Genomic DNA, 26,790 nt, shown 5'->3' with positions numbered 1-26,790 from the left:
CGCTATGTCTTTCCGCATGGCTAGCAAACCCGACTTCATCATGGCCGCGCCCGACGATCGGATTGGCGATCATTTCGAGCATCAGGCAATGGCCTGCGACCGCCTTGGGTCGCCTTTCACCGGCAGCCTGTGCCGGGCATTGACCCGGATTCTCGAGGATACGACGCATACGGGACGGCGGGTGCTGTCCTGGCCGGGCAACCCGCGCTGGGATGCGCTGGCGCTTCGCCTTTGCGGCGGACTGCACGGACTGGTGCTGACGGGGGCCGATGCTGCCCTGAGCGCGGTCTATCCACCCTCTGAGGCGGACGAGGACGCACTTGTCGCTGTCCTGCCGAGCGCCATTGCGCGCAACGATGCTGTGCTTTCGACAGCGCTCGACAGCGCCCCGCAGACCAACGAGACGGCGCGCTCGGCCATGCTGTTGCCTGGCTTCCTGACGATTGCGCGCGAAACCGGCCTGCCGCTGGCGCTGAACGAGATCGGTTCGAGCGCCGGGCTGAACATGCTGTTCGACCGTTTCCACTATGCCTATGGAGATCTCTGCTGGGGCGACGCCCTGTCGGGGGCCAGGCTGACACCCGAGGTGACCGGCAGGCTGCCTCTACTTCACGGAGCGCTTGAAATCCTGTCGCGGCAGGGCTGCGATATCGCGCCGGTCGACTTGACCGACGAGGCAGCGCGCCTGCGCCTGCGCTCCTACGTCTGGGCCGACCAGACCGACAGGTTGAAGCGCCTGGACGCGGCCATCGCCATCGCGAAGCGGGTAGAGTTCTCGGTCGAAACCATGAACGCGGCGGCGTTTCTGCGCCGCCAACTCGCCGCCCATAAAGAAGGGGCGGCGTTCGTGCTGTTTCACTCGATTATGTGGCAATACATGTCCGAACGCGAGCGCGAGGACATCCGCCACCTTCTCAAGACGGCCGGGCGTAACGCCACAAGCGCCGCGCCGATTGCCTGGCTGAGGATGGAAGCGGTCGCTGTCGCCGATCCGTTCGCAACGCTGAGCCTGACCCTGTGGCCCGGCGGCGAGACGCGGCGTCTCGCCCGTTGCGATTTTCACGGACGCTCGATCGAATGGCTGGGCTAAGCCCCAACCTCGGCGATCAGCCGTAGACCTGCTGGTAAGCGCGGTAGAGTAGTTCGCTGCGGTCGGCGCGGATGTCGGTAAGGTCGCGCGGGGTCAGCGTATCGATTTCGGCAACGAGGCGCTTGTACTGGCGGCGCTTGGCGAAGCGGTTCTGAAGATCGTTGAAGATCATGATGCAGTCCTTTCAAGGTGCCGCATGAGCGGCTTTTATCCTCCCTTGAACTGGTGATGAGCATCGCAGAGTTCCAGTGCAGCGCAACATAAGATGCTGCATTGCAGCAATGCGCAAATCGCATGGCCGTCCTAAGACGATGTTAACCTTGGGGTAACGCCTACCAGAGGGTGCGGCTATAGGCTTCGTCGAGATTGCGGTCCATCGTGTCGGCTGTCTCGGCGAGCGCGAGCTGGTCGTGCAGGATCTGCCCCAGCGTCGGCAGGCTGGCGCGATCGGGCCAGCTTTCCGGCTTCCAGAGCTGGGAGCGCATGAACGCCTTGGCGCAATGCATATAGGCCGATTTCACGGTCACCACCATCACCGACACCGGAAGCTTGCCCTCCGCTGCCAGTTGCTCGCGCAGCGCGGTGTCCGCGGTGATCCGCGCGTCGCCATTGATGCGCAGCGTCTCGTTCATGCCGGGGATCAGGAACAGCAGTCCGACCGAAGGATTGACGACGATGTTTTCCAGCGTGTCGAGGCGGTTGTTGCCCGGTCGGTCGGGGATGGCGATGGTGTTGGCGTCGAGCACTGCGACGAAGCCCGGCCGGTCGCCGCGCGGCGTGACGTCGGCATTGCCCTTGCCGTCGGAGGAGCCTACCAGCACAAACGGGCTGCGCGCGAGAAAGGACCGGCCGTGGCCGTCGAGCGCCTTCAGCTCCTTGCGGAGAGGCAGGTCGCCCGGCGCTTTGTAGAGCTTCCTCAGGTCTTCATGCGAAGCGATGAACTCCATGGCCTACTCCCTGGTTTTGGCGGAATCCTCAATGGCATGTCGCATGATCAGCGGCATCTGCGAAACGGTGAACAGCAGCGTGATCGGAGTGGTCGCCCAGACCTTGAAGCCAACCCAGAAGTCGGTCGAGAAATTGCGCCAGACGACTTCGTTGAGCACGGCGAGGAACAGAAAGAACAGGCCCCAGCGCAGGGTCAGCTTGCGCCAGCCTTCCGCGTCCATGCGAAAGGCCTCGTCGAAGACATAGCCGAGCAGCGACTTCCTGAAATAAAGCCCGCCGAGCAGGATGACGCCGAACAGCGTGTTGACGATGGTCGGCTTCATCTTGATGAACAGTTCGTCCTGCAGATAAAGCGTCAGGCCGCCGAAGATCAGCACCACCACGCCCGAGATCAGCGGCATGATCGGCAGCGACCGTGTCAGCACCCAGGAGACGCCCAGCGCCAGCGCTGTGGCGACCATGAACAGGCCGGTGGCGATGAAGAGCGGCTCGCCCATCTCCGAGAGGATTGGAAATGTCTGCGCCAGCCATTCGCCGCGTGTGTTGGCGAAGAAGAAGACCATCAATGGCCCCAGTTCCAGCACCAGCTTGAGCATAGGGTTGATATGCTTGCGCCTGGGATCGGCCGGATCGCGCTCGAGAATGGGTTCGGACATGGAAAACCTTGTGTTGCGCAGCACCGGCGCCGGGCTCAGCCCGCTCCGCTCGGTTATGCTACTCCAGCAATCGCCTTGGCGAAATCGCTTGCGGAAAAGGGCTCGAGGTCGTCGATCTGCTCGCCGACGCCGATGAAATAGACCGGCAGGCGATGCTTGGCGGCAATCGCCACCAGGATGCCGCCGCGCGCGGTGCCGTCCAGCTTGGTCATCACCAAGCCGTTGACGCCGGCGATGTTGCGGAAAATCTCCACCTGGTTGAGCGCATTCTGGCCGGTGGTGGCGTCCACGGTCTGCAAAACGGTGTGCGGCGCTTCCGGATCGAGCTTGCCGAGCACGCGGACGACCTTCTCCAGCTCCGCCATCAGCTCGGCCTTGTTTTGCAGCCGGCCGGCGGTGTCGATGATCAGCACGTCGGAGCCGGCCTCTTTGGCCTTCTGGAAGGCATCGAAGGCGAGGCCGGCGGCATCGGCGCCAAGCTTGGTGGCGATCACTGGCGAATTGGTGCGCTCGCCCCATATCTTCAGTTGCTCGATGGCGGCGGCGCGGAACGTGTCGCCGGCAGCCAGCATCACTGACAGCCCGCCCGAGGTCAGCTTGGCCGCGAGCTTGCCGATGGTCGTGGTCTTGCCCGTGCCGTTGACGCCGACGACGAGAATGACATGCGGCTTGTGCGACAGGTCCAGCTCAAGCGGAATGGCGACGGGACCAAGCACCTTCTCGATCTGCTCGGCCATGACGGTGCGCACTTCGAGGTCGGAGACATCCTTGCCGTAGCGGCTGGCGGCAAGCGTGTCGGTGATGCGCAGCGCGGTTTCGACTCCGAGATCGGCGCGGATCAGCACGTCTTCCAGATCCTGCAGCGTCTCTTCGTCCAGCTTCCGCTTGGTGAAGATGCCGGCAATGTTGCCCGATAGTTCCCTGGACGAGCGCGAAAGCCCTTCGCGGAGCCGCTGGAACCATGTCTGGCGCGGAGCTGCAGGCGGCGCGACGGGAGCGATTTCGCCCTTCTGCTCGACCTTTTTCTGGACCGTGACTTTGCCGGCAGCGGGTTTTGGCTGCGGCCGGGCAGTTTGCCCTTCATCCGCTTTTACGAAATTAGCGGCGATGCCGGCTTCCTCTTCTCCCCAGCGGGGAGAAGGTGGCTGCGAAGCAGCCGGATGAGGGGGCGATACAGTCTCATCCCTATTCTCGACAACTACAGGATCAAGCTCCGCTTCCTCAAGCTTCGCTTCGGCCTCGGCTCTGAGTTCGGCGAGCACCTGCGGCACGGCCTCCGCCACAGGCTGCTGCGGAACTTCGACCGGCGTCGCGGGCTCGACGGGAGCCGGCACCTCGACAGGCGCAGGCTCCGGCTCCGCTGGCGACGGCGCGGGAACAGGGGCTTCCTGCGGGTCTTCGGCGGGAACTTCCGCAGGTGCGGGCGTGGGAACCTCGGCGGGCGGAGCAGGCGGCGTTTCCGCCGGTGTTTCCGGCTGCGGCGTCTCGGGCGGCATCTCCACCGGCGCAGGCTTCGGCTGCTCGGGGTCCACCGGCAAAGGCTGTTCGGCAGGCGGCGGGGCCGGCGCTTCGTCCGGCACGGACTCCGGCGTTACGGCAGGCTCCGGCGGGGCGACCGGAGTTTCCTCCGGCTTGGGCTGCTCCGGTTCGGCGGCTTCGGGCGTTTCGCGTTTCAGAAAATCGGGAACATCAGCGCCGGGCGCCGGAACGTCCGCCTCGGGCGGACGGGCCTCGAGCAGCGCGACATCGGCAACCGCCTCTACAGGCTGGTCTTCCGCGTCCTTCTTGCCGAAGGAAAAGACTTTCTTGATGAAATTAAAGGCCATGCCGTCTTTCCGTCAGGCCGCGCGCGCGGCAGGCGCTGCAAGCAGCCGTTCATCGTCATGTCCGGCGATGTCGACCTCGACGATTTCGCCCGGTGCGCCCCGATCCACGCCGACCAAGGTGAACCCTTCCGTCCGGCCCAGCCCGTCACGCTCCACAAGAACCGCCTGGCGTGTGCCGGCAAGGCTTGCCAAATGCCTGCGATAAACGGTGTCGCCCACGGCGCGCAGCTTTGCGGCGCGGCTTTTGACCAGCGCGCGCTCGAGTTGTGGCATGCGCGCGGCTGGCGTGCCCTTGCGCGGGCTGAAGGGGAAGACGTGCAGATGCGTCAGCCCGCATTCCTCGACGATCTTCAGCGAGTTCTCGAACATGTCATCGGTTTCGGTGGGGAAACCGGCGATGATATCCGCGCCGAAGACGATGTCGGGGCGCAGCTTGCGCACATCCGCGCAGAAGGCGATGGACTGGTCGCGCAGATGCCGGCGCTTCATCCGCTTGAGGATCATGTCGTCGCCCGACTGCAACGACAGATGCAGATGCGGCATCAGCCGCTTTTCGGTTGCGATGGCCTGCAGCAAGTCGTCGTCGGCTTCGATGGAGTCGATGGAGGACAGCCGTAGCCGGCGCAGATCCGGCACCTGGCGCAGGATGGTGGCGACAAGCTTGCCCAGCCGTGGCGCGCCGGGAAGGTCCGCGCCATAGCTGGTCATGTCGACGCCCGACAACACCACTTCGGCGTAGCCGTTGCCGACGAGGCGCTTGATCTGCTCGACCACAGCACCCATCGGCACGGAGCGAGAATTGCCGCGTCCATAGGGGATGATGCAGAAGGTGCAGCGGTGGTCGCAGCCATTCTGCACCTGCACGAAGGCGCGGGCGCGGCCCTCGATGGCATCGACCATATGGGCGGCGGTCTCGCGCACGCTCATGATGTCGTTTACGCGGGCCTTCTCGAAATCGTTGACGCCGAAATCCGGCAGAGCGCGATAGTTGTGCGCCTTCAGCTTTTCCTCGTTGCCGAGCACGAGGTCGACTTCGTCCATACCGGCGAAGGCGTCCGGATCGGTCTGAGCAGCGCAGCCGGTGACGATGATCCGGGCATTGGGGTTTTCGCGGCGCGCCTTGCGGATCGCCTGCTTGGACTGGCGCACGGCCTCGCCGGTGACGGCGCAGGTGTTGAAGATGACGGCGCCGTCCTTCAATTGGCCAAGGCCGGCTGTTTCCGCCTCGCGCCGCATCACCTCGGATTCGAAGGTGTTGAGACGGCAGCCGAATGTGACGACTTCGATCCCCATCAGGCCGCGCCCTGCTGTTCGCGAAGGAAAGCACCGGTTGCCGGGTCGAAGAAGCCGGAAAACTCCCACTCCGCGGGACCGGTCAACACCACATGATCGTCTTCGCGCCATTCGACCCGTAACTCGCCGCCGGGCGCGGTCAAGGTCACGGCGCGATCGGTCCGACCTGTACGGGCGCCGGCGACGGCTGCGGCGCAGGCGGCAGAACCGCAGGCCTTTGTGAGGCCCGCGCCGCGCTCCCAGGTGCGGATGACCATCGCGTCACGCGCCGTCACCTGCGCGATGGTGATGTTGGCGCGCTCGGGAAAGATCGGATGATTTTCAAGCAGTGGACCGAAGCGGTCGAGCTCGTAGGACCACACATCATTGTCCACCCAGAAAATGGCATGTGGGTTGCCCATCGACACCACAGAAGGCGACTGCAGCACCGGCGCATCGTCCGGCCCGATCCGCAGATCGATGGCGCGGGTGTCGCTGACTTCCTCAGCCAGCGGAATCTCCTGCCAGCCGAAGCGCGGCGCACCAAGATCGACGGAAATCAGCCCGTCGGCATGGTCTTCGGCCTTGAGTATCCCCGCCACGGTTTCGAAGGTGAACAGCGTGCTGCCGGTCTCGGTAGCCAGCGCCTGGACCACGCAGCGCGTGCCGTTGCCGCAGGCCTGGGCGCCGGAGCCGTCCGAATTGAGAATGTCGATGAAATAATCGGTGCCCGGTGTCCTGGGATCGTGGATCGCCATGATCTGGTCGAAGCGCGTGGCGGCATCGGCGTTGAGCGCGATGGCCGCGGCGGCCGAAATCCTGTCCGCACGCCCGCGCATGTCGGCAACGATGATCTCGTTGCCGACCCCGTTCATCTTGGAGAAGGGCGCGTTCGAAGGCATGGTCCGGATGCTTCTGTTGTTCCGCGGCCTATATGGCGGAAAGCGGCGGCAATTACCAGTCTCGCGCTGTTCAAACCGTTGCTACCTGCCAGACCTCGCCGGGCTGCAGAGCGCGGAACAGCTCACGCGAAACGCCCTCCCGGTCGAGTGCTGCGTGAAGACGCTGGCGCGGCTCCTCGATAGGCTCGTCGGTCAATTGGAACGTGCCCCAGTGACAGCCGGCGACATGGCCGGCATTGAGCAGGCGCATCGCCTCGACCGCTTCATCGGGGTCCTGATGCTGCGATTTCATGAACCAACGCGGCTCGTAGGCGCCGATGGGCAGGATGGCCAAGCGAAAGCCGCCATATTTCTCAGCCATGTGGCGGTAGTTGCGGCCTTCGTGAAAGCCGGTGTCGCCGGCGAAGTAAACATGGCCGGCCGGTGTTTCGAGGACGAAGGAGCCCCATAGCGCCATGCGGCGGTCGCGTGCGCCGCGCGCCGACCAGTGATGCGCCGGCTCGACATGAATGCGGGTGCCTTCTCCGGCCTCGACCGTATCGCCCCAGTCATGCGCCGACACCCGCAGCATCGGTACTGCGGGTCTGACGATGGCGTCATTGCCGAGCGGCGTGATCACCAACGGATCATGGACCTGATGCAGCCGCCGCAAGGTGGCGATGTCCATGTGATCGTAATGATTGTGACTGAGCAGGACGATATCGATCTTCGGCAGATCGTCAAAGGCGATGCCCGGCGCGTTGACCCGGCGTGGGCCTGCGAAACGCACCGGCGAGGCACGCTCCGACCAGACTGGATCGGTGAGGATGTTGAGGCCGTCCACCTGCAGCAGCAGCGTGGAGTGGCCGACCATGGTGACCGAAAGCCCCTCGCCGGTCACTCGCCACCGCGGCTTCGCCTGTGGAAAGGGGCTCGGCCAAGCCTTCGGCCATGCCGAACGAAGGCCGTTGAACTGCCAGCGCAGCACATCGCGAAAGCCCAGCGGAAGCACGCCGCCCGGATTGTGGAACAGCTTGCCGTCGAAATGGTCGGAGTTCGGGCCGCCATAGTACCGGTTGGCCGGTGACTCCACGGTCTTTTTCATGATTGGTCTGGCGATCCGGCGTTCTGATTGAGGTCCAGCAAATATATGGTGCTTTCAACCATGCGTTCGTCAAAGTTTGTGAGACAATTCTGCAACAATCTCCAACGCAAACCGTATTTTAACCATATGCGGTTGAAATGCTGCCATCTTGGCCTTTTTAGAAAGGCATCATGAAACGCGCCCGAAGCCGGGGATGGCTTCGATGGAGGACCTGCATGGCACTCTCGAAAATGGCACTTGTGGCACTTTCCTTCGCCGCGCTCGCCGCAGCGTCAGGCTGCCAGAGCTCGCGCTTCTCCGAAGTCAATGCCGGCCCCGCTCCGCTGCCGCCCGCACCGGCCGGAACCGTGACCAGTGGCCAGCTTCCGCCTCCCGCGACGCCCGCCCCCGCCTCGCAATTCCCGACACCGCCCAACACCCAGGTCGCGTCGCTGCCGCCGCAGACCGATCCGAACGCGCCGGACCTGACCGCGGGCAGCGTGGCCGGCGTCTGGAACGCCAGCGTTTCGGGCCAGAACTGCCGCATCGCCACGCCGCAGACGAAATTCGGCCAGGGCTTCCGTGCCGGCCCGCTGCGCTGCCCGGCACCGCTGGACGGTGTGAAGTCGTGGAACGTCGCCGGCAAGCAGCTGACGCTGTACGACGAAAACGGCAGCACCCTGGCGAGCCTTTCGTCCTCCAGCCAGGGCCGTTTCGACGGACAGACCTCCAACGGCTTGCCGCTGTCCCTGTCGCGCTAACGCCGACCTCTCGTTCGCGCCAGTCCAGAGTAAGCCATGCAGCACCTGCGAGACGGCATACAGACCCATGTGACCGTCAAGCAGCGCTACGACCAGATGGTCGAGGCAGGCTCGATCCGCTTCGATCCCGCCCAGCAGGAGGTGGTCTCCGCGCTCGACCGAATGATCGTCGAGATTTCGGTAAAGCGCCTCGCCCGCAAGTCGAGCGCGCTGGGATGGCTGTTCGCCAAGCGCCGCGCGCCCGAGCCGGTCAAGGGCCTCTACGTCTATGGCGGGGTCGGACGCGGCAAGACCATGCTGATGGACATGTTCTTCGAGCTGCTGCCGGTCAGGCGCAAGCGGCGGGTTCATTTCAACGACTTCATGGCCGATGCGCATGACCGCATCCAGAAGCACCGCCAGGCGCGCAAGGATGGCATCGTCAAGGAAGACGACCCCATTCCGCCCGTCGCCAAGGCACTTGCCGAAGAAGCCTGGGTGCTATGCTTCGACGAGTTTTCCGTCACCGATATCGCCAATGCGATGATCCTGTCGCGGCTGTTTTCGGCGCTGTTCTCGCTTGGCGTCGTGCTGGTCGCCACCTCCAATGTCGCACCGCGCGACCTCTACCGCGACGGGCTGAATCGGCAGCTTTTCATGCCGTTCATCGCCATTCTGGAAGCCAACGCCGCCGTTCTCAATCTCGATGCCGATACCGATTACCGGCTGGAAAAACTCAACCGGATGCCGGTCTATCTCACCCCGCCCGGGCCTGACACCGACCGGCAGATGGACGAGATCTGGGCCGTGATGACCAAGGGCGCTGCTGCCGCGCCGACGACCGTCACGGTCAAGGGCCGGCAGGTCGAGGTGCCGCTCGCAGCCGCCGACGCCGCCCGGTTTTCCTTTGCGGAGCTCTGCGGTCGGCCGCTCGGCGCGCGCGATTATCTCGCTTTGCTCGGCCGTTTCCGCACCATCTTCGTCGACAATGTGCCGGTGATGGCGGAAGCCAACCGCAACGAGGCCAAGCGTTTCATCCTGTTCATCGACACCGTTTACGACCACCATGCCCGGCTGGTGATCAGCGCCGCCGCTGGGCCGACCGAGCTCTATGTCGCGCGGCGCGGCACCGAGGCATTCGAATTCGACCGTACGGCGTCGCGTCTCATCGAGATGCAGGGCAAGGAGTGGCTGGAAGACTTCGACGAGCGGACGCTCCAGAAGGCGGTCTGAAGCAACCGTCAGCCTTCCGCTGCTTTGCGTCCCGCGCCAGGATTTCCGTGCGATTAGCACAGGAAACTGCCAAGACCCACCGAACAGAACGTCTATCTTCGACACGTAGCCGGTCCAGCCCGAGCGTTTCGTCGATAAGCAGTCACCATTTCGTCATATATTTTTGACGTTTACGTAAATGAAACTTGATCTAAACGATTGAAAACTTTGAGCCAAAAAGAATCGGTTGAATTTTTTTGCCTATGCGTCTATCTGGCCCTGCTGTTTCTGGCCGCATTCCTGCGGTCATGCTGGCCCAAATTATAGTTCACCCGCCTCCAGGCGTTGTAACAGGGACAAGGGACATTTTCCTAACATGGCACGCAACAAGATAGCCCTCATCGGCTCTGGCATGATCGGCGGCACGCTCGCGCACCTGATCGGCCTCAAGGAACTCGGCGACGTCGTTCTCTTCGATATCGCGGAAGGCATTCCCCAGGGCAAGGGTCTCGACATCGCCCAGTCGTCTGCCGTTGAAGGCTTCGACGCCGGCTATACCGGTGTCAACGATTATGCCGGCATCGAAGGCGCCGACGTGTGCATCGTCACCGCCGGTGTGCCGCGCAAGCCGGGCATGAGCCGCGACGATCTTCTCGGCATCAACCTCAAGGTCATGGAGCAGGTCGGCGCCGGCATCAAGAAATACGCCCCGAACGCCTTTGTGATCTGCATCACCAACCCGCTCGACGCCATGGTTTGGGCGCTGCAGAAGTTCTCCGGCCTGCCCAAGAGCCATGTCGTCGGCATGGCCGGCGTGCTGGACTCCGCCCGCTTCCGCTACTTCCTCGCCGAGGAATTCAAGGTGTCGATCGAGGACGTCTATGCGATGACGCTGGGCGGCCACGGCGACGACATGGTGCCGCTGACCCGCTATTCTAACGTTGCAGGCATTCCGGTGCCGGATCTGGTCAAGATGGGCTGGACGAGCCAGGCCAAGGTCGATGCCATCGTCGACCGCACCCGCAAGGGCGGCGCCGAGATCGTCGGCCTGCTCAAGACCGGCTCGGCCTTCTACGCGCCGGCTTCCTCGGCCGTCGCCATGGCTGAATCCTACCTCAAGGACAAGAAGCGCGTGCTGCCCGCCGCAGCCTATCTGTCGGGCCAGTACGGCGTGAAGGACATGTATGTCGGCGTTCCGGTGGTGATCGGCGCGGACGGCGTGGAGCGCATCGTCGAGATCGATCTCGACAAGGACGAGAAAGCCATGTTCGACAAGTCGCTCGCCGCCGTCAAAGGCCTCTGCGAAGCGTGCGTCGGCATCGCTCCGAACCTCGGCAACAAATAAGGACGTCGCCATGAACATCCATGAGTATCAGGGCAAGCAGCTTCTGAAATCCTACGGCGCTCCGGTGGCCGAGGGCGTGCCGGTGCTGAAGATCGAAGAGGCGGAGGCCGCCGCCAAGAGCCTTCCCGGCCCGCTTTACGTGGTCAAGAGCCAAATCCATGCCGGCGGACGCGGCAAGGGCAAGTTCAAGGAACTGTCGCCCGACGCTAAGGGCGGCGTACGCCTTGCCAAGTCGATCGAGGAAGTCGTCGCCTTCTCCAAGGAGATGCTCGGCAACACACTGGTGACCAAGCAGACCGGCCCCGCCGGCAAGCAGGTCAACCGCCTCTATATCGAGGACGGCGCAGACATCGACCGCGAACTGTATCTGTCGATCCTGGTCGACCGCTCGGTTGGCCGCATTGCCTTCGTGGTTTCCACCGAAGGCGGCATGGATATCGAGGCGGTCGCCCATGACACGCCCGAGAAGATCATCACCGTCGCCATCGACCCGACCGCCGGCGTCACCTCCGCCGACGTCGCCAAGCTCAACCAGGCGCTTGAACTTTCGGGCGAAGCGGCAAAGGACGGCGAGACGCTGTTCCCGATCCTCTACAAGGCCTTTGTCGAGAAGGACATGAGCCTGCTCGAGATCAACCCGCTGATCGTCATGACCAGCGGCCGCCTGCGCGTTCTCGACGCCAAGATTTCGTTTGACGGCAATTCCCTGTTCCGCCACCCGGAAATCGTCGAACTGCGCGACAAGAGCGAAGAGGACGACAAGGAAATCGAGGCGTCGAAATACGACCTCGCTTATGTCGCGCTCGACGGCAATATCGGCTGCATGGTCAACGGCGCAGGCCTTGCCATGGCGACCATGGACATCATCAAGCTCTACGGCGCCGAGCCCGCCAACTTCCTCGACGTCGGCGGCGGCGCTTCCAAGGAAAAGGTCACCGCGGCCTTCAAGATCATCACCGCCGATCCGGCCGTGAAGGGCATCCTCGTCAACATCTTTGGCGGCATCATGAAGTGCGACGTCATCGCCGAGGGCGTTATCGCAGCTGTGAAGGAAGTCGGTCTTCAGGTTCCGCTGGTCGTGCGCCTTGAAGGCACCAATGTCGAACTGGGCAAGAAGATCATCAACGAAAGCGGCCTGAACGTGATCTCGGCCGACGATCTCGATGACGCTGCGCAGAAGATCGTGGCTGCGGTGAAGGGAAACTGACTTGTTGAGAGCACACAGCTACACATATACTGTGTGCTTTTAATGGAAGTTGCGCCATGAAGAACATCACTCTGACAGTCGATGAAGACGTCCTTGAGAAGGTCAAGGTCGTGGCTGCTGAACAGCGCACCAGCGTAAATGCGCTTGTGCGCGAGTTCCTGGCGTCCCTTGTCGCGCGGGAGAAGTCAAAGGACGAAGCCAGGCAGGCTTTGTTGGAACTTGCCCGCGAGCAGGCTGGAGACATGGGCGTTCAAAAGTGGAATCGGGAAGCGCTCTATGATCGCTGACTGCTTCTTCGACACGAATGTGCTGGTCTATGCGGCGATCGGATATAAGTCCGAGCCCGCAAAGTATGAGCGTGCCTTGGAACTCATAGAGAGCCAGGAATATTCGACGTCGGCGCAAGTGCTTCAGGAGTTTTATGTCAACGTCACCAAGCGTGCTGATACGGCTCTGACGCCGCGGAAAGCTGCGGAGTGGGTCGCCACCATCAGCCGCAAGCCCTGTCAGGATTTGGACAGTGCGGTCGTCATGCGCGGCATTGAAAAATCACAGCGCTATCAAATCTCTTATTGGGATGGTGCCATCATCGCCGCAGCCGAACGTCTGGGCGTAACGACCCTTTACACGGAAGACCTTAACCACGGCCAGCTCTACGATAGCGTTAGGGCCGTCAATCCATTTCTCGATCGGTAATACGGGAGTATCCCATTCCATGTCCATTTTGGTCGACAAAAACACTAAGGTCCTCGTTCAGGGCCTGACCGGCAAGACCGGCACTTTCCACACCGAACAGGCGCTGGCCTATTACGGCACGCAGATGGTCGGCGGCATCCACCCCAAGAAGGGCGGCGAGACCTGGACGGGATCGAAGGGCGAGAGCCTGCCGATCTTCTCCTCGGTCTCCGAAGCCAAGGAGCGCACCGGCGCGAACGCCTCGGTCGTCTACGTCCCGCCGGCAGGTGCCGCGGAAGCCATCATCGAGGCTATCGACGCCGAAGTGCCGCTGATCGTCTGCATCACCGAGGGCATCCCGGTCACCGACATGATCCGCGTCAAGGCTCGGCTGGAGAAGTCCAAGTCGCGCCTGCTCGGACCGAACTGCCCCGGCGTTCTGACGCCCGAACAATGCAAGATCGGCATCATGCCCGGAAACATCTTCCGCAAGGGCTCGGTCGGTGTTGTCTCGCGCTCGGGAACGCTTACCTATGAAGCAGTGTTCCAGACCTCCAATGTCGGCCTCGGCCAGACCACGGCGGTCGGCATCGGCGGCGACCCGGTCAAGGGGACCGAGTTCATCGACATGCTGGAGATGTTCCTGGCGGACGACGAGACCAAGTCGATCATCATGATCGGCGAAATCGGTGGCTCGGCTGAGGAAGACGCGGCTCAGTTCCTGATCGACGAAGCCAAGAAGGGCCGCAAGAAGCCGATGGCCGGTTTCATCGCCGGCCGGACCGCTCCTGAAGGCCGCACGATGGGCCATGCTGGCGCCGTAATTTCGGGCGGTAAGGGCGGAGCCGAAGACAAGATCGCGGCGATGGAGGCAGCGGGCATCCGCGTTTCGCCGTCTCCGGCGCGTCTTGGGACGACGTTGGTAGAAGCCTTGAAGGGCTGAGCGAAATAAAGAGTTGCGAATAGAGAGTAGCGAATTGCGAGTAGGGAAAAGAGACGCGCGGCGGGATGCAAGGCCAACTTTCCCTATTCGCTACTCACTATTCCCTACTCGCTCCAATAAGGAGACGGAGCACGACGCTCCGATGAGACATGGCACGCTCTGACCAAGCAAACGACCAGTTTTCCATCACCTCGTTCCTGTATGGCGGCAATGCCGACTACATCGAAGCGCTGCATGCGGCCTATGAAGACGATCCTTCATCCGTCGATCCCGAATGGCGCAATTTCTTCGACGAGTTGAAGGACGATGCGGGCGACGTGCGCAAGAACGCGCAAGGCGCCTCCTGGTCGCGTCCGAGCTGGCCGCTGCAGGCCAATGGCGAATTGGTCTCCGCGCTCGACGGCAATTGGGGCCTGATCGAAAAGGTCGTCGAGAAGAAGGTGCGCGATAAGGCTGTTGCGACCGGCGTCGCGGCTCCCTCGCAATCCGAGGTGCTTCAGGCGACCCGCGACAGCGTTCGCGCCATCATGATGATCCGCGCCTACCGCATGCGCGGGCATCTGCATGCCCATCTCGACCCGCTCGGCATCGCCAAGCCGCTGGAAGACTATAACGAGCTGTCGCCCGAGGCCTATGGCTTCAAGGAAGAAGATTACGACCGCAAGATCTTCATCGACAACGTGCTGGGGCTCGAATACGCGACCGTTCGCGAAATGCTCGAGATTCTCAAGCGTACCTATTGTTCGACGCTGGGCGTTGAATTCATGCATATCTCCGACCCTGAGGAAAAGGCCTGGATTCAGGCTCGCATCGAGGGTCCGGACAAGGCGATCGAATTCACTGCCAATGGCAAGAAGGCGATCCTCCAGAAGCTGATCGAGTCCGAAGGCTTCGAGCAGTTCATCGACGTCAAGTACAAGGGCACCAAGCGTTTCGGCCTCGACGGCGGCGAGTCGCTGATTCCGGCGCTGGAACAGATCATCAAGCGTGGCGGCCAGCTCGGCATGAAGGAAATCGTGCTCGGCATGGCCCATCGCGGCCGCCTCAACGTCTTGACCAACGTCATGGCAAAGCCGCACCGTGCCGTCTTCCACGAGTTCAAGGGCGGCTCCGCCGCTCCCGATGACGTCGAGGGGTCGGGCGACGTGAAGTACCATCTCGGTGCGTCCTCCGACCGCGAATTCGACGGCAACAAGGTTCATCTGTCGCTGACCGCCAACCCTTCGCATCTCGAGATCGTCAATCCCGTCGTCATGGGCAAGGCGCGTGCCAAGCAGGACCAGTGGTTCGGCCGGACGCGTGAGGAAATGGTGCCGCTGGAAGAGCGCGCCAAGGTGCTGCCGCTTTTGCTGCATGGCGACGCGGCCTTCGCGGGCCAGGGCGTCGTGGCTGAAATCCTCGGCCTGTCGGGCCTGCGCGGCCACCGCGTTGCCGGCACGCTGCACTTCATCATCAACAACCAGATCGGCTTCACCACCAATCCCCGCTTGTCGCGGTCGTCGCCCTATCCATCGGATGTGGCCAAGATGGTTGAGGCACCGGTGTTCCACGTCAATGGCGACGATCCCGAAGCTGTGGTGTTCGCAGCCAAGGTCGCCATCGAGTTCCGGCAGAAGTTCCATAAGCCGGTCGTCATCGACATGTTCTGCTATCGCCGCTTTGGCCACAATGAAGGCGACGAGCCGGCGTTCACGCAGCCGATCATGTATCGCAACATCCGCACCCACAAGACGACGCTGCAGCTTTATGCCGAAAAGCTGATCGGCGAAGGCCATCTGACCCAGGCCGATGTCGACGCCATGAAGGCGGAATGGCGTGCCCATCTGGAAGTCGAGTTCGAATCCGGGCAGGCTTACAAGCCCAACAAGGCCGACTGGCTGGACGGTGCGTGGTCTGGCCTGCGCGCGGCCGACAATCAGGACGAACTGCGCCGCGGCAAGACCGCCGTTCCGGTCAAGACGCTCAAGGATATCGGCAAGAAGCTGACCGAGGTGCCCAAGGGCTTCGAAGTCCACCGCACCATCGGCCGCTTCCTCGAAAACCGCCGTCAGGCGATCGAGACCGGCGAAGGCATCGACTGGGCGACGGCGGAATCGCTGGCCTTCGGCTCGATCCTGCTCGACGGCAACCCGATCCGCTTGTCCGGCCAGGATTCCGAGCGCGGCACCTTCTCGCAGCGTCATACGGTCCTCTACGACCAGAAGGACGAGACACGCTACATCCCGCTGAACAACCTTTCGGCGGCGCAGGCTGGCTACGAAGTCATCAACTCGATGCTTTCGGAAGAGGCCGTTCTCGGCTTCGAATATGGCTACAGCCTTGCCGAACCCAAGGCGTTGACACTGTGGGAAGCGCAGTTCGGCGACTTCGCCAACGGCGCCCAGGTGGTGTTCGACCAGTTCATCTCGTCCGGCGAACGCAAGTGGCTGCGCATGTCGGGCCTGGTCTGCCTGTTGCCGCATGGCTATGAAGGCCAGGGGCCGGAGCACTCGTCGGCGCGTCTCGAACGCTTCCTGCAGCTCTGCGCCGAAGACAACATGCAGGTTGCCTACTGCACCACGCCGGCCAACTACTTCCACATTCTGCGCCGGCAGCTGAAGCGCGACTTCCGCAAGCCGCTGATCCTGATGACGCCGAAGTCGTTGCTGCGCCACAAGCGCGCCGTGTCCTCGCTGTCTGAAATCTCAGGCGAAAGCACGTTCCACCGTCTTCTGTGGGACGATGCGCAGTACAACGACAAGCCGATCAAGCTGGTCAAGGATTCCAAGATCCGCCGTGTCGTGCTGTGCTCGGGCAAGGTCTATTACGACCTCTATGAGGAGCGCGAGAAGCGCGGCATCAACGACATCTACCTGCTGCGCGTCGAACAGCTCTATCCGTTCCCGGCCAAGGCGCTCATCACGGAGCTGTCGCGCTTCCGCAACGCGGAGATGGTCTGGTGCCAGGAAGAGCCCAAGAACATGGGCGCGTGGTCGTTCATCGACCCGTATCTGGAATGGGTGCTCGCTCATATCGACGCCAAGAACCAGCGCGTACGCTATACCGGCCGCCCCGCGGCCGCTTCTCCCGCCACCGGCCTGATGTCGAAGCACCTCGCACAGCTTCAGGCATTCCTCGACGACGCACTCGGCGAATAAACCGACCAAAGACAAAAACGGACAGGCAAACACATGGCTACCGAAATCCGCGTTCCGACCCTCGGCGAATCCGTCAGCGAAGCCACCATCGGCAAGTGGTTCAAGAAGGCGGGCGACGCCATCGTCGCCGACGAACCGCTGGTGGAACTGGAAACTGACAAGGTCACGATCGAGGTGCCGGCACCTTCGGCCGGAACGCTGTCCGAGATCACCGTCCAGGAAGGCGAGACCGTCGGCGTCGGCGCTTTGCTGGGCATGATCGGCGCCGGTTCGGGTGCTGCTCCTGCCCCCGCTGCCAAGCAGGAAGCCAAGCCGGAGGCCGTTGCCCAGGCCTCGGCGCCCGACGCTGCGTCCACCACAAAGGAAGCCGCCGCGCAGACCGCCAAGATCGCCGGCGAAGGCCCCCTCGAGGCTCGCGACATGCCGCCGGCGCCTTCCGCCGCCAAGCTGCTGGCCGAAAACAACATTTCGGCCGATCAGGTCGCGGGCTCGGGCAAACGCGGCCAGGTGCTCAAGGGCGATGTGCTCGACGCCGTCGCCAAGGGCGCGCCGTCCCAGCCGGCCGAAACGCCGAAGACGCCCGCCGCGCCTGCGCCGTCTGCCCCTCGCGCGCCGACCTCGGCCAATGACGAAGTGCGCGAAGAGCGCGTGCGGATGACCAAGCTGCGCCAGACCATTGCGCGTCGCCTGAAGGAAGCCCAGAGCACGGCCGCCATGCTGACCACCTTCAACGAGGTGGATATGTCGGCGGTGATGGCGCTGCGCACCAAATACAAGGACATCTTCGAGAAGAAGCATGGCGTGAAGCTCGGTTTCATGGGCTTCTTCACCAAGGCCGTGACGCATGCGCTGAAGGAAATCCCGGCGGTCAACGCCGAGATCGACGGCACCGACCTGATCTACAAGAACTATGCCCATGTCGGCGTCGCCGTCGGCACGGACAAGGGCCTCGTGGTGCCGGTGGTGCGCGATGCCGACCAGATGTCGATTGCCGAGATCGAGAAGGAAATCGGCCGCCTGGGCATCGCCGCGCGCGACGGCAAGCTGTCGGTCGCCGACATGCAGGGCGGCACCTTCACCATCTCCAATGGCGGCGTCTACGGTTCGCTGATGTCGACGCCGATCCTGAACGCGCCGCAGTCGGGCATCCTGGGCATGCACAAGATCCAGGAGCGTCCGGTCGTGGTCGGCGGGCAGATCGTCATCCGCCCGATGATGTATCTCGCGCTCTCCTACGATCACCGCATCGTCGACGGCAAGGAAGCCGTGACCTTCCTGGTCCGCGTCAAGGACAGCCTGGAAGATCCGGAACGTCTGGTTCTAGACCTCTAGGATTAAGCAGAGCATCCGCGACAGGACGGTTCCCGTCGCGGGCTCCTTTGAAAGGCCGATGACCCAATGATGCAGTACCTCGTGGCCTCGCCTTTCGTGCAGCTCGTCGCCTGGAGCGTCGTTCTGCTTGTCGTGCACATCCTGCTGCAGGGCTTCTCGGCGACCCGGGAGCTCGGCACCGAATGGAACGCCGGCCCGCGCGACGAAGGCCGCAAGCCGACCGGCGCCTTTGCCGGCCGCGCTGAGCGCGCTTCGTTGAATTTCCGCGAAACCTACCCCGCCTTCGTCGGCCTGGCGCTCGCGCTGGCAATCGTCGGCGACCCCTCCGGCTGGGGGCTGACCGGCGCCTGGGTGTGGCTCGTTGCCCGTCTCGCCTACATCCCGCTCTATCTCGCCGGTATTCCCTATATCCGCTCGCTCGTCTGGACGGTCTCGCTGGTGGGGCTTGCCATCATGTTTCTCACCGTGGTCTTCTGAATTCAGCCGGTTGCGCCGAAGTCGGCCAGGAGGACGCCATGCATCCCTATCTCGTCGAACTTGCCTCGCTGATGGCGGTGTTTGCCTTCGCCATCGTCTCGCCGGGGGCGGACCTTGCCATGGTCATCCGCCAGTCCATGACGCATGGACGGCGCGAGGCTATTCTCACAAGCTTCGGCATCGGCACGGCTCTGATGCTGCATGTCAGCTACACCATCCTCGGGCTCGGCCTGATCATTTCGCAGTCGATCTACTTGTTCAACATCGTCAAATGGTGTGGCGTCGCCTATCTGCTTTACATCGGCTTCAAGGCGCTGCGCGCCGGCCGCACCGAAATCGAAGCCTATGCACCCGAAGCCGGCGATGCGCCGAAGCGTCAGAGCGCCATGAAAGCCTTCGTCCTCGGCTTCGCCGTCAACGCGCTCAACCCCAAGCCGGTCTTCTTCTTTCTGTCGATCTTTTCGGTGATGATCGGCGCGCATACGCCTGCCTCTATCAAATTCGGCTACGGCCTCGTCATGGCAAGCTGCCTCATCGTCTGGTTCGTCGGCGTCAGCTTCTTCCTGACCACGCCGCGCATGCGGGCGGCCTTCAGCCGCGCGAGCAAATGGGTTGATCGCGTCAGCGGACTCGCCTTCATCAGTCTCGGCCTGCGCCTCGCCATCCAGAAGGCCGGATGATGCGTTTCGGCCGGCCAGCCTGTCTGTCGATGGTTTTCGCCGCTGCGTTGGCCGGCGCGGCGTCGGCCTATGCTGCCTGCCCGATGGAACTGGCCGTCTACGAGAATACGGAAACCGAGGCGAGCATCGATTTCCAGCCCACTGGCACATCGGCCACCGTCACCAACAGTTTCAAGATGTCGTTTCCCGAAGGCGTCGTTCTCGACGGCATGGTGATCTGGACCGACGGCGTGCGCCGTGCGCGCGGCATGCTGATGAACGAGTGCCCCGAGGGCGACGTGACCGGCGAGGAAATCGCCGCCTGCACCGTCTGGGCAGGCATCGTCTACACGGTGGACGAGAAGGGAACGATCGGGCTTTTGCCCGCGGAAGGGACGGACGCGCCCAAGTCGCTCATAATGGCCGATCTCGGGCCTTATATGCGGATGTCGGCGCTGTACGAGGAGGGTGGCATCAAACAGCTGCCATGGGATGTGTTCGAACTCAGGGGGTGTCAGGAATGAGCGTAACTGCGAAATCTCTTTTGGTCACAGGCGGAAGCCGTGGCATCGGCGCTGAAATCTGTCTGCTGGCCGCACAGGCCGGCTATCGCGTCGCGATCAACTACACGTCCAACGCATCTGCCGCCGATTCTGTCGCCGCGCAGATCAGGAATGCCGGCGGAGAAGCCGTCACCGTGAAGGGCAATGTCGGCAATCCAGCCGACATTGTTGAGATGTTCCGCGCCGTCGACCGCGCTTTCGGCGGGCTCGACGCCTTCGTCAACAATGCCGGCGTGCTCGACGTCAAGGCCCGCGTCGACGAGGTGGATGCAGCGCGCCTCGAGCGCCTGATGCGCATCAACGTGGTCGGTGCCTTTCTCTGCGCCGGCGAGGCGGTGCGGCGGATGTCGACCCGGCATGGCGGCAAGGGCGGCGCGATCGTCAACATCTCGTCGATGGCGGCCACTCTGGGTGCGCCCGGTCAGTTTGTCGACTACGCGGCTTCAAAAGGCGCGATCGACACCTTAACTGTGGGCTTGGCACGGGAGGTCGCCGCGGAAGGCGTGCGCGTCAACGCCGTCAGCCCTGGCATTATCGACACCGAGATGCATGCTTCGGGGGGAGAACCGGACAGGGTGGCTGAGATCAGCGCTACGCTGCCGATGAAACGCGCGGGCAGTCCCAAGGAAGTCGCCCAGGCGGTTCTCTGGCTGCTGTCGGACCAGGCGTCCTACACGACGGGCGCGAATTTGAATGTGAGTGGCGGCCGATAGTCGCCGGACGAAAAGGAAAGACAAAAATGGCATATGACGTCGTCGTCATCGGTTCTGGCCCGGGCGGTTATGTAAGCGCCATCAAGGCAGCACAGCTCGGGCTCAAGGTCGCCGTGGTGGAAAAGCGCGAGACCTTTGGCGGCACCTGCCTGAACATCGGCTGCATCCCATCCAAGGCACTGCTGCATGCATCGGAAATGATGGCCGAGGCGCAGCACTCCTTCGACACGCTCGGCGTTGAGGTTACGCCCAAGCTGAACCTTCCGAAGATGATGGCGCATAAGGATGCGACGGTCGCCTCCAACGTCAATGGCGTTGCCTTCCTGTTCAAGAAGAACAAGATCGACAGCTTCCGCGGCACCGGCAAGGTGTTGGGCCAGGGCAAGGTCTCGGTCACCGGAGAAGACGGCAAGGTCGAGGAGATCGAGGCCAGGAACATCGTCATCGCCACGGGATCGGATGTTGCCGGCATTCCAGGCGTCAGCGTCGATTTCGACGAGAAGGTCATCGTGTCGTCCACGGGTGCCCTGTCGCTCGAGAAGGTGCCGGGTCATCTCGTCGTGGTCGGCGGCGGCGTCATCGGTCTCGAACTCGGTTCTGTCTGGGCGCGCCTGGGCGCCAAGGTCACGGTGGTCGAATATCTCGACACCATCCTCGGCGGCATGGACGGCGATGTCGCCAAGCAGTTCCAGCGCCTTTTGTCCAAGCAGGGTTTTGAGTTCAAGCTGGGCGCGAAGGTCACCGGTGTCGCGAAGTCGGAGAACGGTGCAACCGTAACCTTCGAGCCCGTCAAGGGCGGCAGCGCCGAGACGATCGAAGCCGAAATCGTGCTGGTTTCCACCGGCCGCCGCCCCTATACCGACGGGCTCGGCCTTGCAGAAGCCGGTGTTGAGTTGGATGAGCGCGGACGGGTGAAGACCGACGGTCATCGCACCAATGTCGAAGGCATCTATGCCATCGGCGATGTGGTTGTCGGCCCGATGCTGGCGCACAAGGCCGAGGATGAAGGCATCGCGGTTGCCGAAATCATCGCCGGTCAGGCCGGCCATGTGAACTACTCTGTCATCCCGAGCGTCGTCTACACCAGCCCCGAAGTGGCCTCTGTCGGCAAGACGGAAGAGCAGCTCAAGGCTGAAGGCATCGCCTATAAGGCTGGCAAGTTCCCGTTCTCGGCCAATGGCCGTGCCCGCGCCATGCTGCACACCGACGGTTTCGTGAAGGTCCTTGCCGACAAGGACACCGACCGCGTGTTGGGCGTCCATATCGTCGGCTTCGGCGCGGGCGAGATGATCCACGAGGCGGCGGTGCTGATGGAATTCGGCGGTTCTTCGGAAGACCTTGGCCGCACCTGTCATGCGCACCCGACCATGTCGGAAGCGGTCAAGGAAGCCGCGCTCGCGACCTTCTTCAAACCCATCCATATGTAGAACCGGAGCCGGAAGCTTCGCGCTTTCCTTCGAACGCAAAAAAACCGCCGAACATGGTTCGGCGGTTTTTTTGTAGCTGCCTGCGAGGCTTATTGAGCCGGTGCAGGCGGTGTTGCCGGAGCCGGTGCCGGTTCTGCGGGTGCAGACGGTGCGGGAGCGGGAGCCGGAGCAGGCGCGGGTTCGGCAGGAGCCGGTGCCGGCGCGCTTGGAGCAGGAGTGGCGGGTGCGGCCGGTGCGGGCGCCGTTTCGCTCGCAGCGGGAGGCGTTTCACCCGGTGCAGGCGTCTCGCCGCGCGGCACGAAGATGAAATAGGCTGCGACGGCCAGGACCGCGATGATGATCAAAATGAGCCACGAACTGCCGCCGGAACGGGCGGGAGGTGGCGTGGTGACGTTGACAGTGCCAGATGGCGGCATCGGGTTCAGCGGGTCAACAGCTCTAGGATCGACCGGCCGATGCGGATCGTTTGGGGGTGTCGCCATAGATGTCCTCCGTCAGTTGTGTCCCCCACAACGCGGCACCGAGGATTTGGTTTCACGGGAACGTGAAATCAGTTAGCCGGACTCTCACCCTGCTGTCCGAACAGGATCACCTGGTCGCCATACCGTCTCCGGCTTTCCGGGTCGAGGACGGCGATTGGCGCGGTGATCACCAGGCCAGCTGCACTGCCCACCGTCTGGCCGACGCCGAGCGCCAGCCCGCCGACACGCTCGCCCAGGGACGGATCGTTGTCCGTCACGGTCTGCCCGGCAATGAGCCGGTTGCCTATGATCTGCACGATCTCGGGGTTCTGGGCGAACTGCCCATGGTTGAGCCGGTCGCTGCCGCCCTCGACATTGGTCATGTCGAACACCGTGATGCCTGCGCGCTCGAGTCCGGATTTATAAGGCTCGATGGTCGGATCGATCTGGCCGAGGCGTGTCACGCCGCCCGCTATGGTGTGCGAGAAGTTGAGCGCGCGGTCGCGGCGCGATGAGAACAGATAGGTTTGCGGGTGATGCTCGCCCAGCGAGCGCCATTGCGTCATGAACACGTCGATATCGAGATCCGGTGATGCGAGAATGACGTTCCTCACTTTCGGATTGACGCGACCGTCGCGGATCGACATCTGCCGCAGGGCCTCCATCGTCGGCCATGCGCCCATGGAATGCGCCATGATGGTGATTTCGCCGACGCGGCGGTCTTCGGCGACGTGCCGGATCAGATCTTCCAGCGCGTCGCGCGAGAAGTTCGTGCTTTCGCGGTCATAGAGATAGTCGAAGATGCGGGCGCGGGACGGCCAGGTGAACAGGATGGGCGCTGTCTTGGCGCCGGAATCATGAACGATCTGGGCGAAGCGGTAGACCGCGTCCTCGAACCGGTTGTTGAAGCCGTGCACGAAAATGAGAACGCTGCGGTTCTCCGGCAGGTTTCTGCCGAGCCAGTCCTGCGCCTGCTTCTTGCCGACGACCGGGCTGACGGCGACGGTGGCAAACTCGCGCGAAGGGTCGGCGGGAAGCCTCCTCGGCCACTGGATTTGTCCGACCTCGCGGTTCGCTGCCGGCGGGATGGAGATGCTGACATCGGCCATGGAAAGGTCCGCGCCGCGCTCTCCGGTGAACAGGATTGCCTTATCCGCGGAGGGCGCGCGGGTTGTAGCGACCAGCATGTCGACGGTGCTTGCGCCGCCGAGCGGCAGATCGGTTGGCTGCAGCACACCGATGGGGCGACTGGCGCACGCCGCCAGGAAAACGCAGAAGGTGAGCAGGACGGCGCGACGCATACGAAACCCCGGTAACGCAATGTTAACCCTGTCCTTACAGGCAAAAGAAGCATCGCGCATCACAGCTTCTTTCCGAACGCGGAAATCGTCGTCGCCGTTGTGCCCGGATGGCAACCACCTCAGCCATCGCAAACCGGCTAACCCGCGCCGGCCGGCAATTATTACTTGATGATAAAAGTCAACAATGTTACCTCGCCGCCTGAGGCAGCAACGGGCCTTGGTCGGACAGCGTCCGCCCGGCAGGTCCACCATCAGAGTACGAGGATATGAGCCCACTCAATTCCATCCCTTCTGGTGCGATCCGAAGCAGATCGGGTCGGCGCGGTTTTTCCGCTCTTGCGGTCCTGGCGTTTCTGACGGTGGCAGGCGGAACCGCTGGCTTTGCGCAGGACATGACCCCTCCCGCACCCGCCCAGGTCGAGCAGCCCGCGCCACAGCCTCAGGCGCCGACTGCGCCGGCCGCTCCCGACGCTGTGCAACAGCAACCCGCCGTAAGGACGGAGCCGATCGAATTGCAGCCCGGAGAAGAGCAGGGATCGACGCTGCCGCACGACCTCTCGCCCTGGGGCATGTTCATGGCCGCCGATTGGGTGGTCAAGGCCGTCATGATCGGGTTGGCCTTCGCGTCCTTGGTGACCTGGACGGTCTGGATCGCCAAGTCGCTGGAGCTAGCCGGCGCCCGCGGCCGCGCCCGCCGCGTACTCAGGGTGGTGCTGGGCGCACGCACGCTGGACGATGCCTTTCGCCAGACCGAAAAGCAGAGGGGTCCGTCCGCCGCCATGATCCGTTCGGCGCGTGAAGAAGCCCGGCTGTCCGTCGCCGCACTCGACCACGCCTCCGCGTCCGGCCTCAAGGAGCGCGTCGGCTCGCGCCTCACCCGGCTGGAAGTCCATGCCGGACGCCGCATGAGCATGGGCACCGGCGTTCTCGCCACCATCGGCTCGACCTCGCCCTTCGTCGGGCTGTTCGGCACGGTCTGGGGCATCATGAATTCGTTCATCGGCATCAGCCAGGCGCAGACCACCAATCTGGCCGTCGTCGCCCCCGGCATCGCCGAGGCGCTTCTCGCCACCGCTTTGGGGCTGGTCGCGGCCATTCCGGCCGTCGTCATCTACAACGTCTTCGCGCGTTCGATCACCGGCTATCGCCAGCTTCTGGCCGACGTCTCCGCCGGCGTCGAGCGGCTGGTCAGCCGCGATCTCGACTTCAGGCTGGTTCCGGGCTCCGCATCCAACGACGACCGCAAGGCGCGCACGGCGGCGCAGGCCGCGGCTGAATAGGAGACCGGTCATGGCTGGTGGCATCCGCGAACGTCAGGGCGACGATCTCAGCGAGAACCATGAGATCAACGTCACCCCGTTCATCGACGTGATGCTGGTGCTGCTCATCATCTTCATGGTGGCCGCACCGCTCGCCACGGTCGACATCAATGTCGACCTGCCCGCCTCCACCGCCACACCAGCGCCGCGCCCCGATAAACCGCTCTATGTCACGGTCAAGCAGGACCTTTCGGTCTCGATCGGCAACGACACCGTCGCCCGCGAAGGGATTGCCGGTGCGCTCGACACGTTCACCTCCGGCGACAAGGACCAGCGCGTGTTCCTGCGCGCCGACCGCGCCGTCGACTACGGCCAGCTGATGGACGTCATGAACCTGCTGCGCAAGGCAGGCTATCTCAAGATCGCGCTGGTCGGCCTTGAGGCGATGCCCGGCGCGCCGGCCGATCCGGTCGCGCAGACTCCCGGCGCCGGCCCGACACCCCCTTTGGCGGCGCCCGCGCCATGAGTGCCACCTACAGCCATCACAGTTGGGACGGCTCCTTCGGCGGTCGCGAATTCATTCGCTGGGGCCTCGCCGCCGCCATCGTCGTCGGCATTCACGCCGGTGCGGTTGCCGCCGTGCATCTCTGGCAGGATCCGCCACCGCCGCCCATGGAAGAAGCCGCATCGGCCATCATGCTCGATCTGGCGCCGCTGGCTGTCGCGCCAGAGGCCATTCCCGACGAAACGCCCGACATCGTGCAAACCTCGCAGGCCGCCGAGCCCGTCGAAGAAGAGCTCGACAAGGTCGAGCCCGACACCACGCCGACGACCCAGCCGGTGAGCGAAACCGTCGAGCCTGTAGAGGAACCGACCACGGAGCCCGTCCAGGAAGAAATTGCCGAGCCGACCGAGATCGAGCCGGTCGAAGAGGTCGCCGAGACGGTGGACGAGGTCGAGGAGGTCATCCCGGACATCGAAGAGGCCCCGCTGCCGGAAGTGGCCATGGCCATCCCCTCGCCGCGCCCCGAGCCGGTCGAAAAAAAGCCCGAACCCGCGCCGCGCAAGGTCGAAAAACCCGCTCCCAGGAAGCCGGTGGAGAAGAAGGAAGTCGCAAAGCCCCAGACGACGCGCAGCGCATCCTCGCAGGCCCGGGCTGACCGCGCGGATACTTCAGCCGCACCAAAGCCGAGCGCAGGCTCGCGGTCCACGGGGATGTCGCCAGCCGACTGGACGTCGAAGCTGTATTCTCATATCAATCGCCGCAAGCGAGGCGTTTCCGTTCGCGGCGCAGGGGTTGTTCAAGTCTCGATTTCCATCGATGCCAGCGGACAGGTTCTGTCCGCGTCTGTTGCACAGTCATCGGGCAATGACAGGATAGACGAAGCCGGCGTCCGTCTGGTCAACCGTTCGTCGCCAGTTCCCGCGCCGCCTCCTGGAGTTTCCAAGAAGATCATCGTACCGATTGTCTTTGAGAGGTAAAAAAACTGGGCACCAGCTTGCGTTAAAAACTAGGCCAGGTCGAGAAACTGGCGCTTAGGACGTGATTTTACGCTGGCAAAAGCCTATGGGAAACGCCTGC

General features: G+C 63.3%; 27 protein-coding genes. 18 read left to right on the top strand and 9 right to left on the bottom strand.

Annotation, left to right across the window (positions count from 1 at the left end):
- Positions 1-16: 16 nt before the first annotated feature.
- A complete protein-coding gene (locus tag ICI42_RS04855) occupies positions 17-1,090 on the top strand; it encodes a DUF2332 domain-containing protein (RefSeq protein WP_230980147.1) in 1,074 nt (357 codons plus the stop codon).
- 16 nt (positions 1,091-1,106) lie between these two features.
- On the opposite strand, the gene ICI42_RS04850 is transcribed toward ICI42_RS04855, so the two are convergent.
- From ICI42_RS04850 to ICI42_RS04820, 7 genes are all read right to left on the bottom strand, one after another.
- Positions 1,107-1,262: a hypothetical protein gene (locus ICI42_RS04850; RefSeq protein WP_188163364.1), complete on the bottom strand. Its 156-nt coding sequence runs from the start codon at positions 1,260-1,262 to the stop codon at positions 1,107-1,109.
- Between the two features lie 160 nt (positions 1,263-1,422).
- The gene (locus ICI42_RS04845; protein ID WP_188163363.1) at positions 1,423-2,037 is read right to left on the bottom strand and encodes a pyridoxamine 5'-phosphate oxidase family protein; all 615 of its coding nucleotides are present in this window, start codon (positions 2,035-2,037) and stop codon (positions 1,423-1,425) included.
- A 3-nt stretch (positions 2,038-2,040) separates the two neighbouring features.
- Positions 2,041-2,694 carry a septation protein A gene (locus tag ICI42_RS04840; RefSeq protein WP_188163362.1) on the bottom strand — a complete coding sequence of 218 codons (654 nt, stop codon included), beginning with the start codon at positions 2,692-2,694 and terminating at the stop codon, positions 2,041-2,043.
- 53 nt (positions 2,695-2,747) lie between these two features.
- Complete coding sequence (gene ftsY, locus ICI42_RS04835; protein WP_188163361.1) at positions 2,748-4,520, bottom strand: signal recognition particle-docking protein FtsY; 1,773 nt, start codon at positions 4,518-4,520, stop codon at positions 2,748-2,750.
- Positions 4,521-4,532: 12 nt separating this feature from the next.
- Positions 4,533-5,813 (bottom strand): tRNA (N(6)-L-threonylcarbamoyladenosine(37)-C(2))-methylthiotransferase MtaB, encoded by a 1,281-nt coding sequence (gene mtaB / locus ICI42_RS04830; protein ID WP_188163360.1) that lies wholly within the window; start codon positions 5,811-5,813, stop codon positions 4,533-4,535.
- Positions 5,813-6,694, bottom strand: a complete 882-nt coding sequence (gene dapF, locus ICI42_RS04825; protein WP_188163359.1) for a diaminopimelate epimerase — start codon at positions 6,692-6,694, stop codon at positions 5,813-5,815. Before dapF ends, mtaB begins: the two co-directional genes overlap by 1 nt.
- Before the next feature lie 70 nt (positions 6,695-6,764).
- Positions 6,765-7,778: an MBL fold metallo-hydrolase gene (locus ICI42_RS04820; RefSeq protein ID WP_188163358.1), complete on the bottom strand. Its 1,014-nt coding sequence runs from the start codon at positions 7,776-7,778 to the stop codon at positions 6,765-6,767.
- Positions 7,779-7,993: 215 nt separating this feature from the next.
- Between ICI42_RS04820 and ICI42_RS04815 the strand changes: the two genes are divergently transcribed.
- The 14 genes from ICI42_RS04815 to lpdA all read left to right on the top strand — a co-directional run bounded on the left by ICI42_RS04815 (position 7,994) and on the right by lpdA (position 22,187).
- Positions 7,994-8,518 (top strand): AprI/Inh family metalloprotease inhibitor, encoded by a 525-nt coding sequence (locus ICI42_RS04815; RefSeq protein ID WP_188163357.1) that lies wholly within the window; start codon positions 7,994-7,996, stop codon positions 8,516-8,518.
- A 36-nt stretch (positions 8,519-8,554) separates the two neighbouring features.
- Positions 8,555-9,730, top strand: coding sequence for a cell division protein ZapE (gene zapE / locus ICI42_RS04810; protein ID WP_188163356.1), 1,176 nt, complete (start codon positions 8,555-8,557; stop codon positions 9,728-9,730).
- Between the two features lie 355 nt (positions 9,731-10,085).
- Positions 10,086-11,054, top strand: a complete 969-nt coding sequence (gene mdh, locus ICI42_RS04805) for a malate dehydrogenase (RefSeq protein ID WP_188163355.1) — start codon at positions 10,086-10,088, stop codon at positions 11,052-11,054.
- Between the two features lie 10 nt (positions 11,055-11,064).
- On the top strand, positions 11,065-12,261 hold the full coding sequence (gene sucC / locus ICI42_RS04800) for an ADP-forming succinate--CoA ligase subunit beta (protein ID WP_188163354.1): 1,197 nt from the start codon (positions 11,065-11,067) through the stop codon (positions 12,259-12,261).
- Positions 12,262-12,317: 56 nt separating this feature from the next.
- Entirely contained in the window at positions 12,318-12,548 is a 231-nt protein-coding gene (locus tag ICI42_RS04795; RefSeq protein ID WP_188163353.1) for a DUF6364 family protein, read from the top strand.
- Positions 12,538-12,957, top strand: coding sequence for a PIN domain-containing protein (locus ICI42_RS04790; protein WP_188163352.1), 420 nt, complete (start codon positions 12,538-12,540; stop codon positions 12,955-12,957). Before ICI42_RS04795 ends, ICI42_RS04790 begins: the two co-directional genes overlap by 11 nt.
- A 19-nt stretch (positions 12,958-12,976) precedes the next feature.
- Positions 12,977-13,879 carry a succinate--CoA ligase subunit alpha gene (sucD, locus tag ICI42_RS04785; RefSeq protein WP_188163351.1) on the top strand — a complete coding sequence of 301 codons (903 nt, stop codon included), beginning with the start codon at positions 12,977-12,979 and terminating at the stop codon, positions 13,877-13,879.
- Between the two features lie 149 nt (positions 13,880-14,028).
- Positions 14,029-17,016, top strand: coding sequence for a 2-oxoglutarate dehydrogenase E1 component (locus tag ICI42_RS04780; protein WP_188163350.1), 2,988 nt, complete (start codon positions 14,029-14,031; stop codon positions 17,014-17,016).
- Positions 17,017-17,049: 33 nt separating this feature from the next.
- Positions 17,050-18,348 (top strand): 2-oxoglutarate dehydrogenase complex dihydrolipoyllysine-residue succinyltransferase, encoded by a 1,299-nt coding sequence (gene odhB / locus ICI42_RS04775; RefSeq protein WP_188163349.1) that lies wholly within the window; start codon positions 17,050-17,052, stop codon positions 18,346-18,348.
- A 66-nt stretch (positions 18,349-18,414) separates the two neighbouring features.
- Positions 18,415-18,825: an MAPEG family protein gene (locus tag ICI42_RS04770; protein WP_407945130.1), complete on the top strand. Its 411-nt coding sequence runs from the start codon at positions 18,415-18,417 to the stop codon at positions 18,823-18,825.
- 38 nt (positions 18,826-18,863) lie between these two features.
- Entirely contained in the window at positions 18,864-19,505 is a 642-nt protein-coding gene (locus ICI42_RS04765; protein WP_188163348.1) for a LysE family translocator, read from the top strand.
- The gene (locus ICI42_RS04760) at positions 19,505-20,008 is read left to right on the top strand and encodes a hypothetical protein (RefSeq protein WP_230980199.1); all 504 of its coding nucleotides are present in this window, start codon (positions 19,505-19,507) and stop codon (positions 20,006-20,008) included. The genes ICI42_RS04765 and ICI42_RS04760 overlap by 1 nt, the downstream gene beginning before the upstream one ends.
- Positions 20,005-20,760: an SDR family oxidoreductase gene (locus tag ICI42_RS04755; RefSeq protein WP_188163347.1), complete on the top strand. Its 756-nt coding sequence runs from the start codon at positions 20,005-20,007 to the stop codon at positions 20,758-20,760. The genes ICI42_RS04760 and ICI42_RS04755 overlap by 4 nt, the downstream gene beginning before the upstream one ends.
- 26 nt (positions 20,761-20,786) lie before the next feature.
- Positions 20,787-22,187 carry a dihydrolipoyl dehydrogenase gene (gene lpdA / locus ICI42_RS04750; protein ID WP_188163346.1) on the top strand — a complete coding sequence of 467 codons (1,401 nt, stop codon included), beginning with the start codon at positions 20,787-20,789 and terminating at the stop codon, positions 22,185-22,187.
- 89 nt (positions 22,188-22,276) lie between these two features.
- Here lpdA and ICI42_RS04745 read toward each other — a convergent pair whose 3' ends face one another.
- Positions 22,277-22,669 carry a hypothetical protein gene (locus tag ICI42_RS04745; protein WP_188163752.1) on the bottom strand — a complete coding sequence of 131 codons (393 nt, stop codon included), beginning with the start codon at positions 22,667-22,669 and terminating at the stop codon, positions 22,277-22,279.
- A 68-nt stretch (positions 22,670-22,737) separates the two neighbouring features.
- Complete coding sequence (locus tag ICI42_RS04740; RefSeq protein ID WP_188163345.1) at positions 22,738-23,949, bottom strand: alpha/beta hydrolase; 1,212 nt, start codon at positions 23,947-23,949, stop codon at positions 22,738-22,740.
- Positions 23,950-24,215: 266 nt separating this feature from the next.
- Between ICI42_RS04740 and exbB the strand changes: the two genes are divergently transcribed.
- Genes exbB through ICI42_RS04725 form a run of 3 tightly spaced genes read left to right on the top strand, consistent with a single transcriptional unit; the run spans position 24,216 to position 26,690 of the window.
- Positions 24,216-25,229 carry a tonB-system energizer ExbB gene (gene exbB / locus ICI42_RS04735; protein WP_188163344.1) on the top strand — a complete coding sequence of 338 codons (1,014 nt, stop codon included), beginning with the start codon at positions 24,216-24,218 and terminating at the stop codon, positions 25,227-25,229.
- 10 nt (positions 25,230-25,239) lie between these two features.
- Positions 25,240-25,734: a TonB system transport protein ExbD gene (gene exbD, locus ICI42_RS04730; protein ID WP_188163343.1), complete on the top strand. Its 495-nt coding sequence runs from the start codon at positions 25,240-25,242 to the stop codon at positions 25,732-25,734.
- Entirely contained in the window at positions 25,731-26,690 is a 960-nt protein-coding gene (locus ICI42_RS04725; protein WP_188163342.1) for an energy transducer TonB family protein, read from the top strand. Before exbD ends, ICI42_RS04725 begins: the two co-directional genes overlap by 4 nt.
- The last annotated feature ends 100 nt before the right edge of the window (positions 26,691-26,790 follow it).

Origin of the sequence: Oryzicola mucosus (assembly GCF_014534685.1) — a bacterium.
Classification (GTDB): Bacteria; Pseudomonadota; Alphaproteobacteria; order Rhizobiales; family Rhizobiaceae; genus Oryzicola; species Oryzicola mucosus.
Note: the sequence above shows the minus strand (reverse complement) of the source record. Positions and strands in the feature narration are given on the sequence as shown.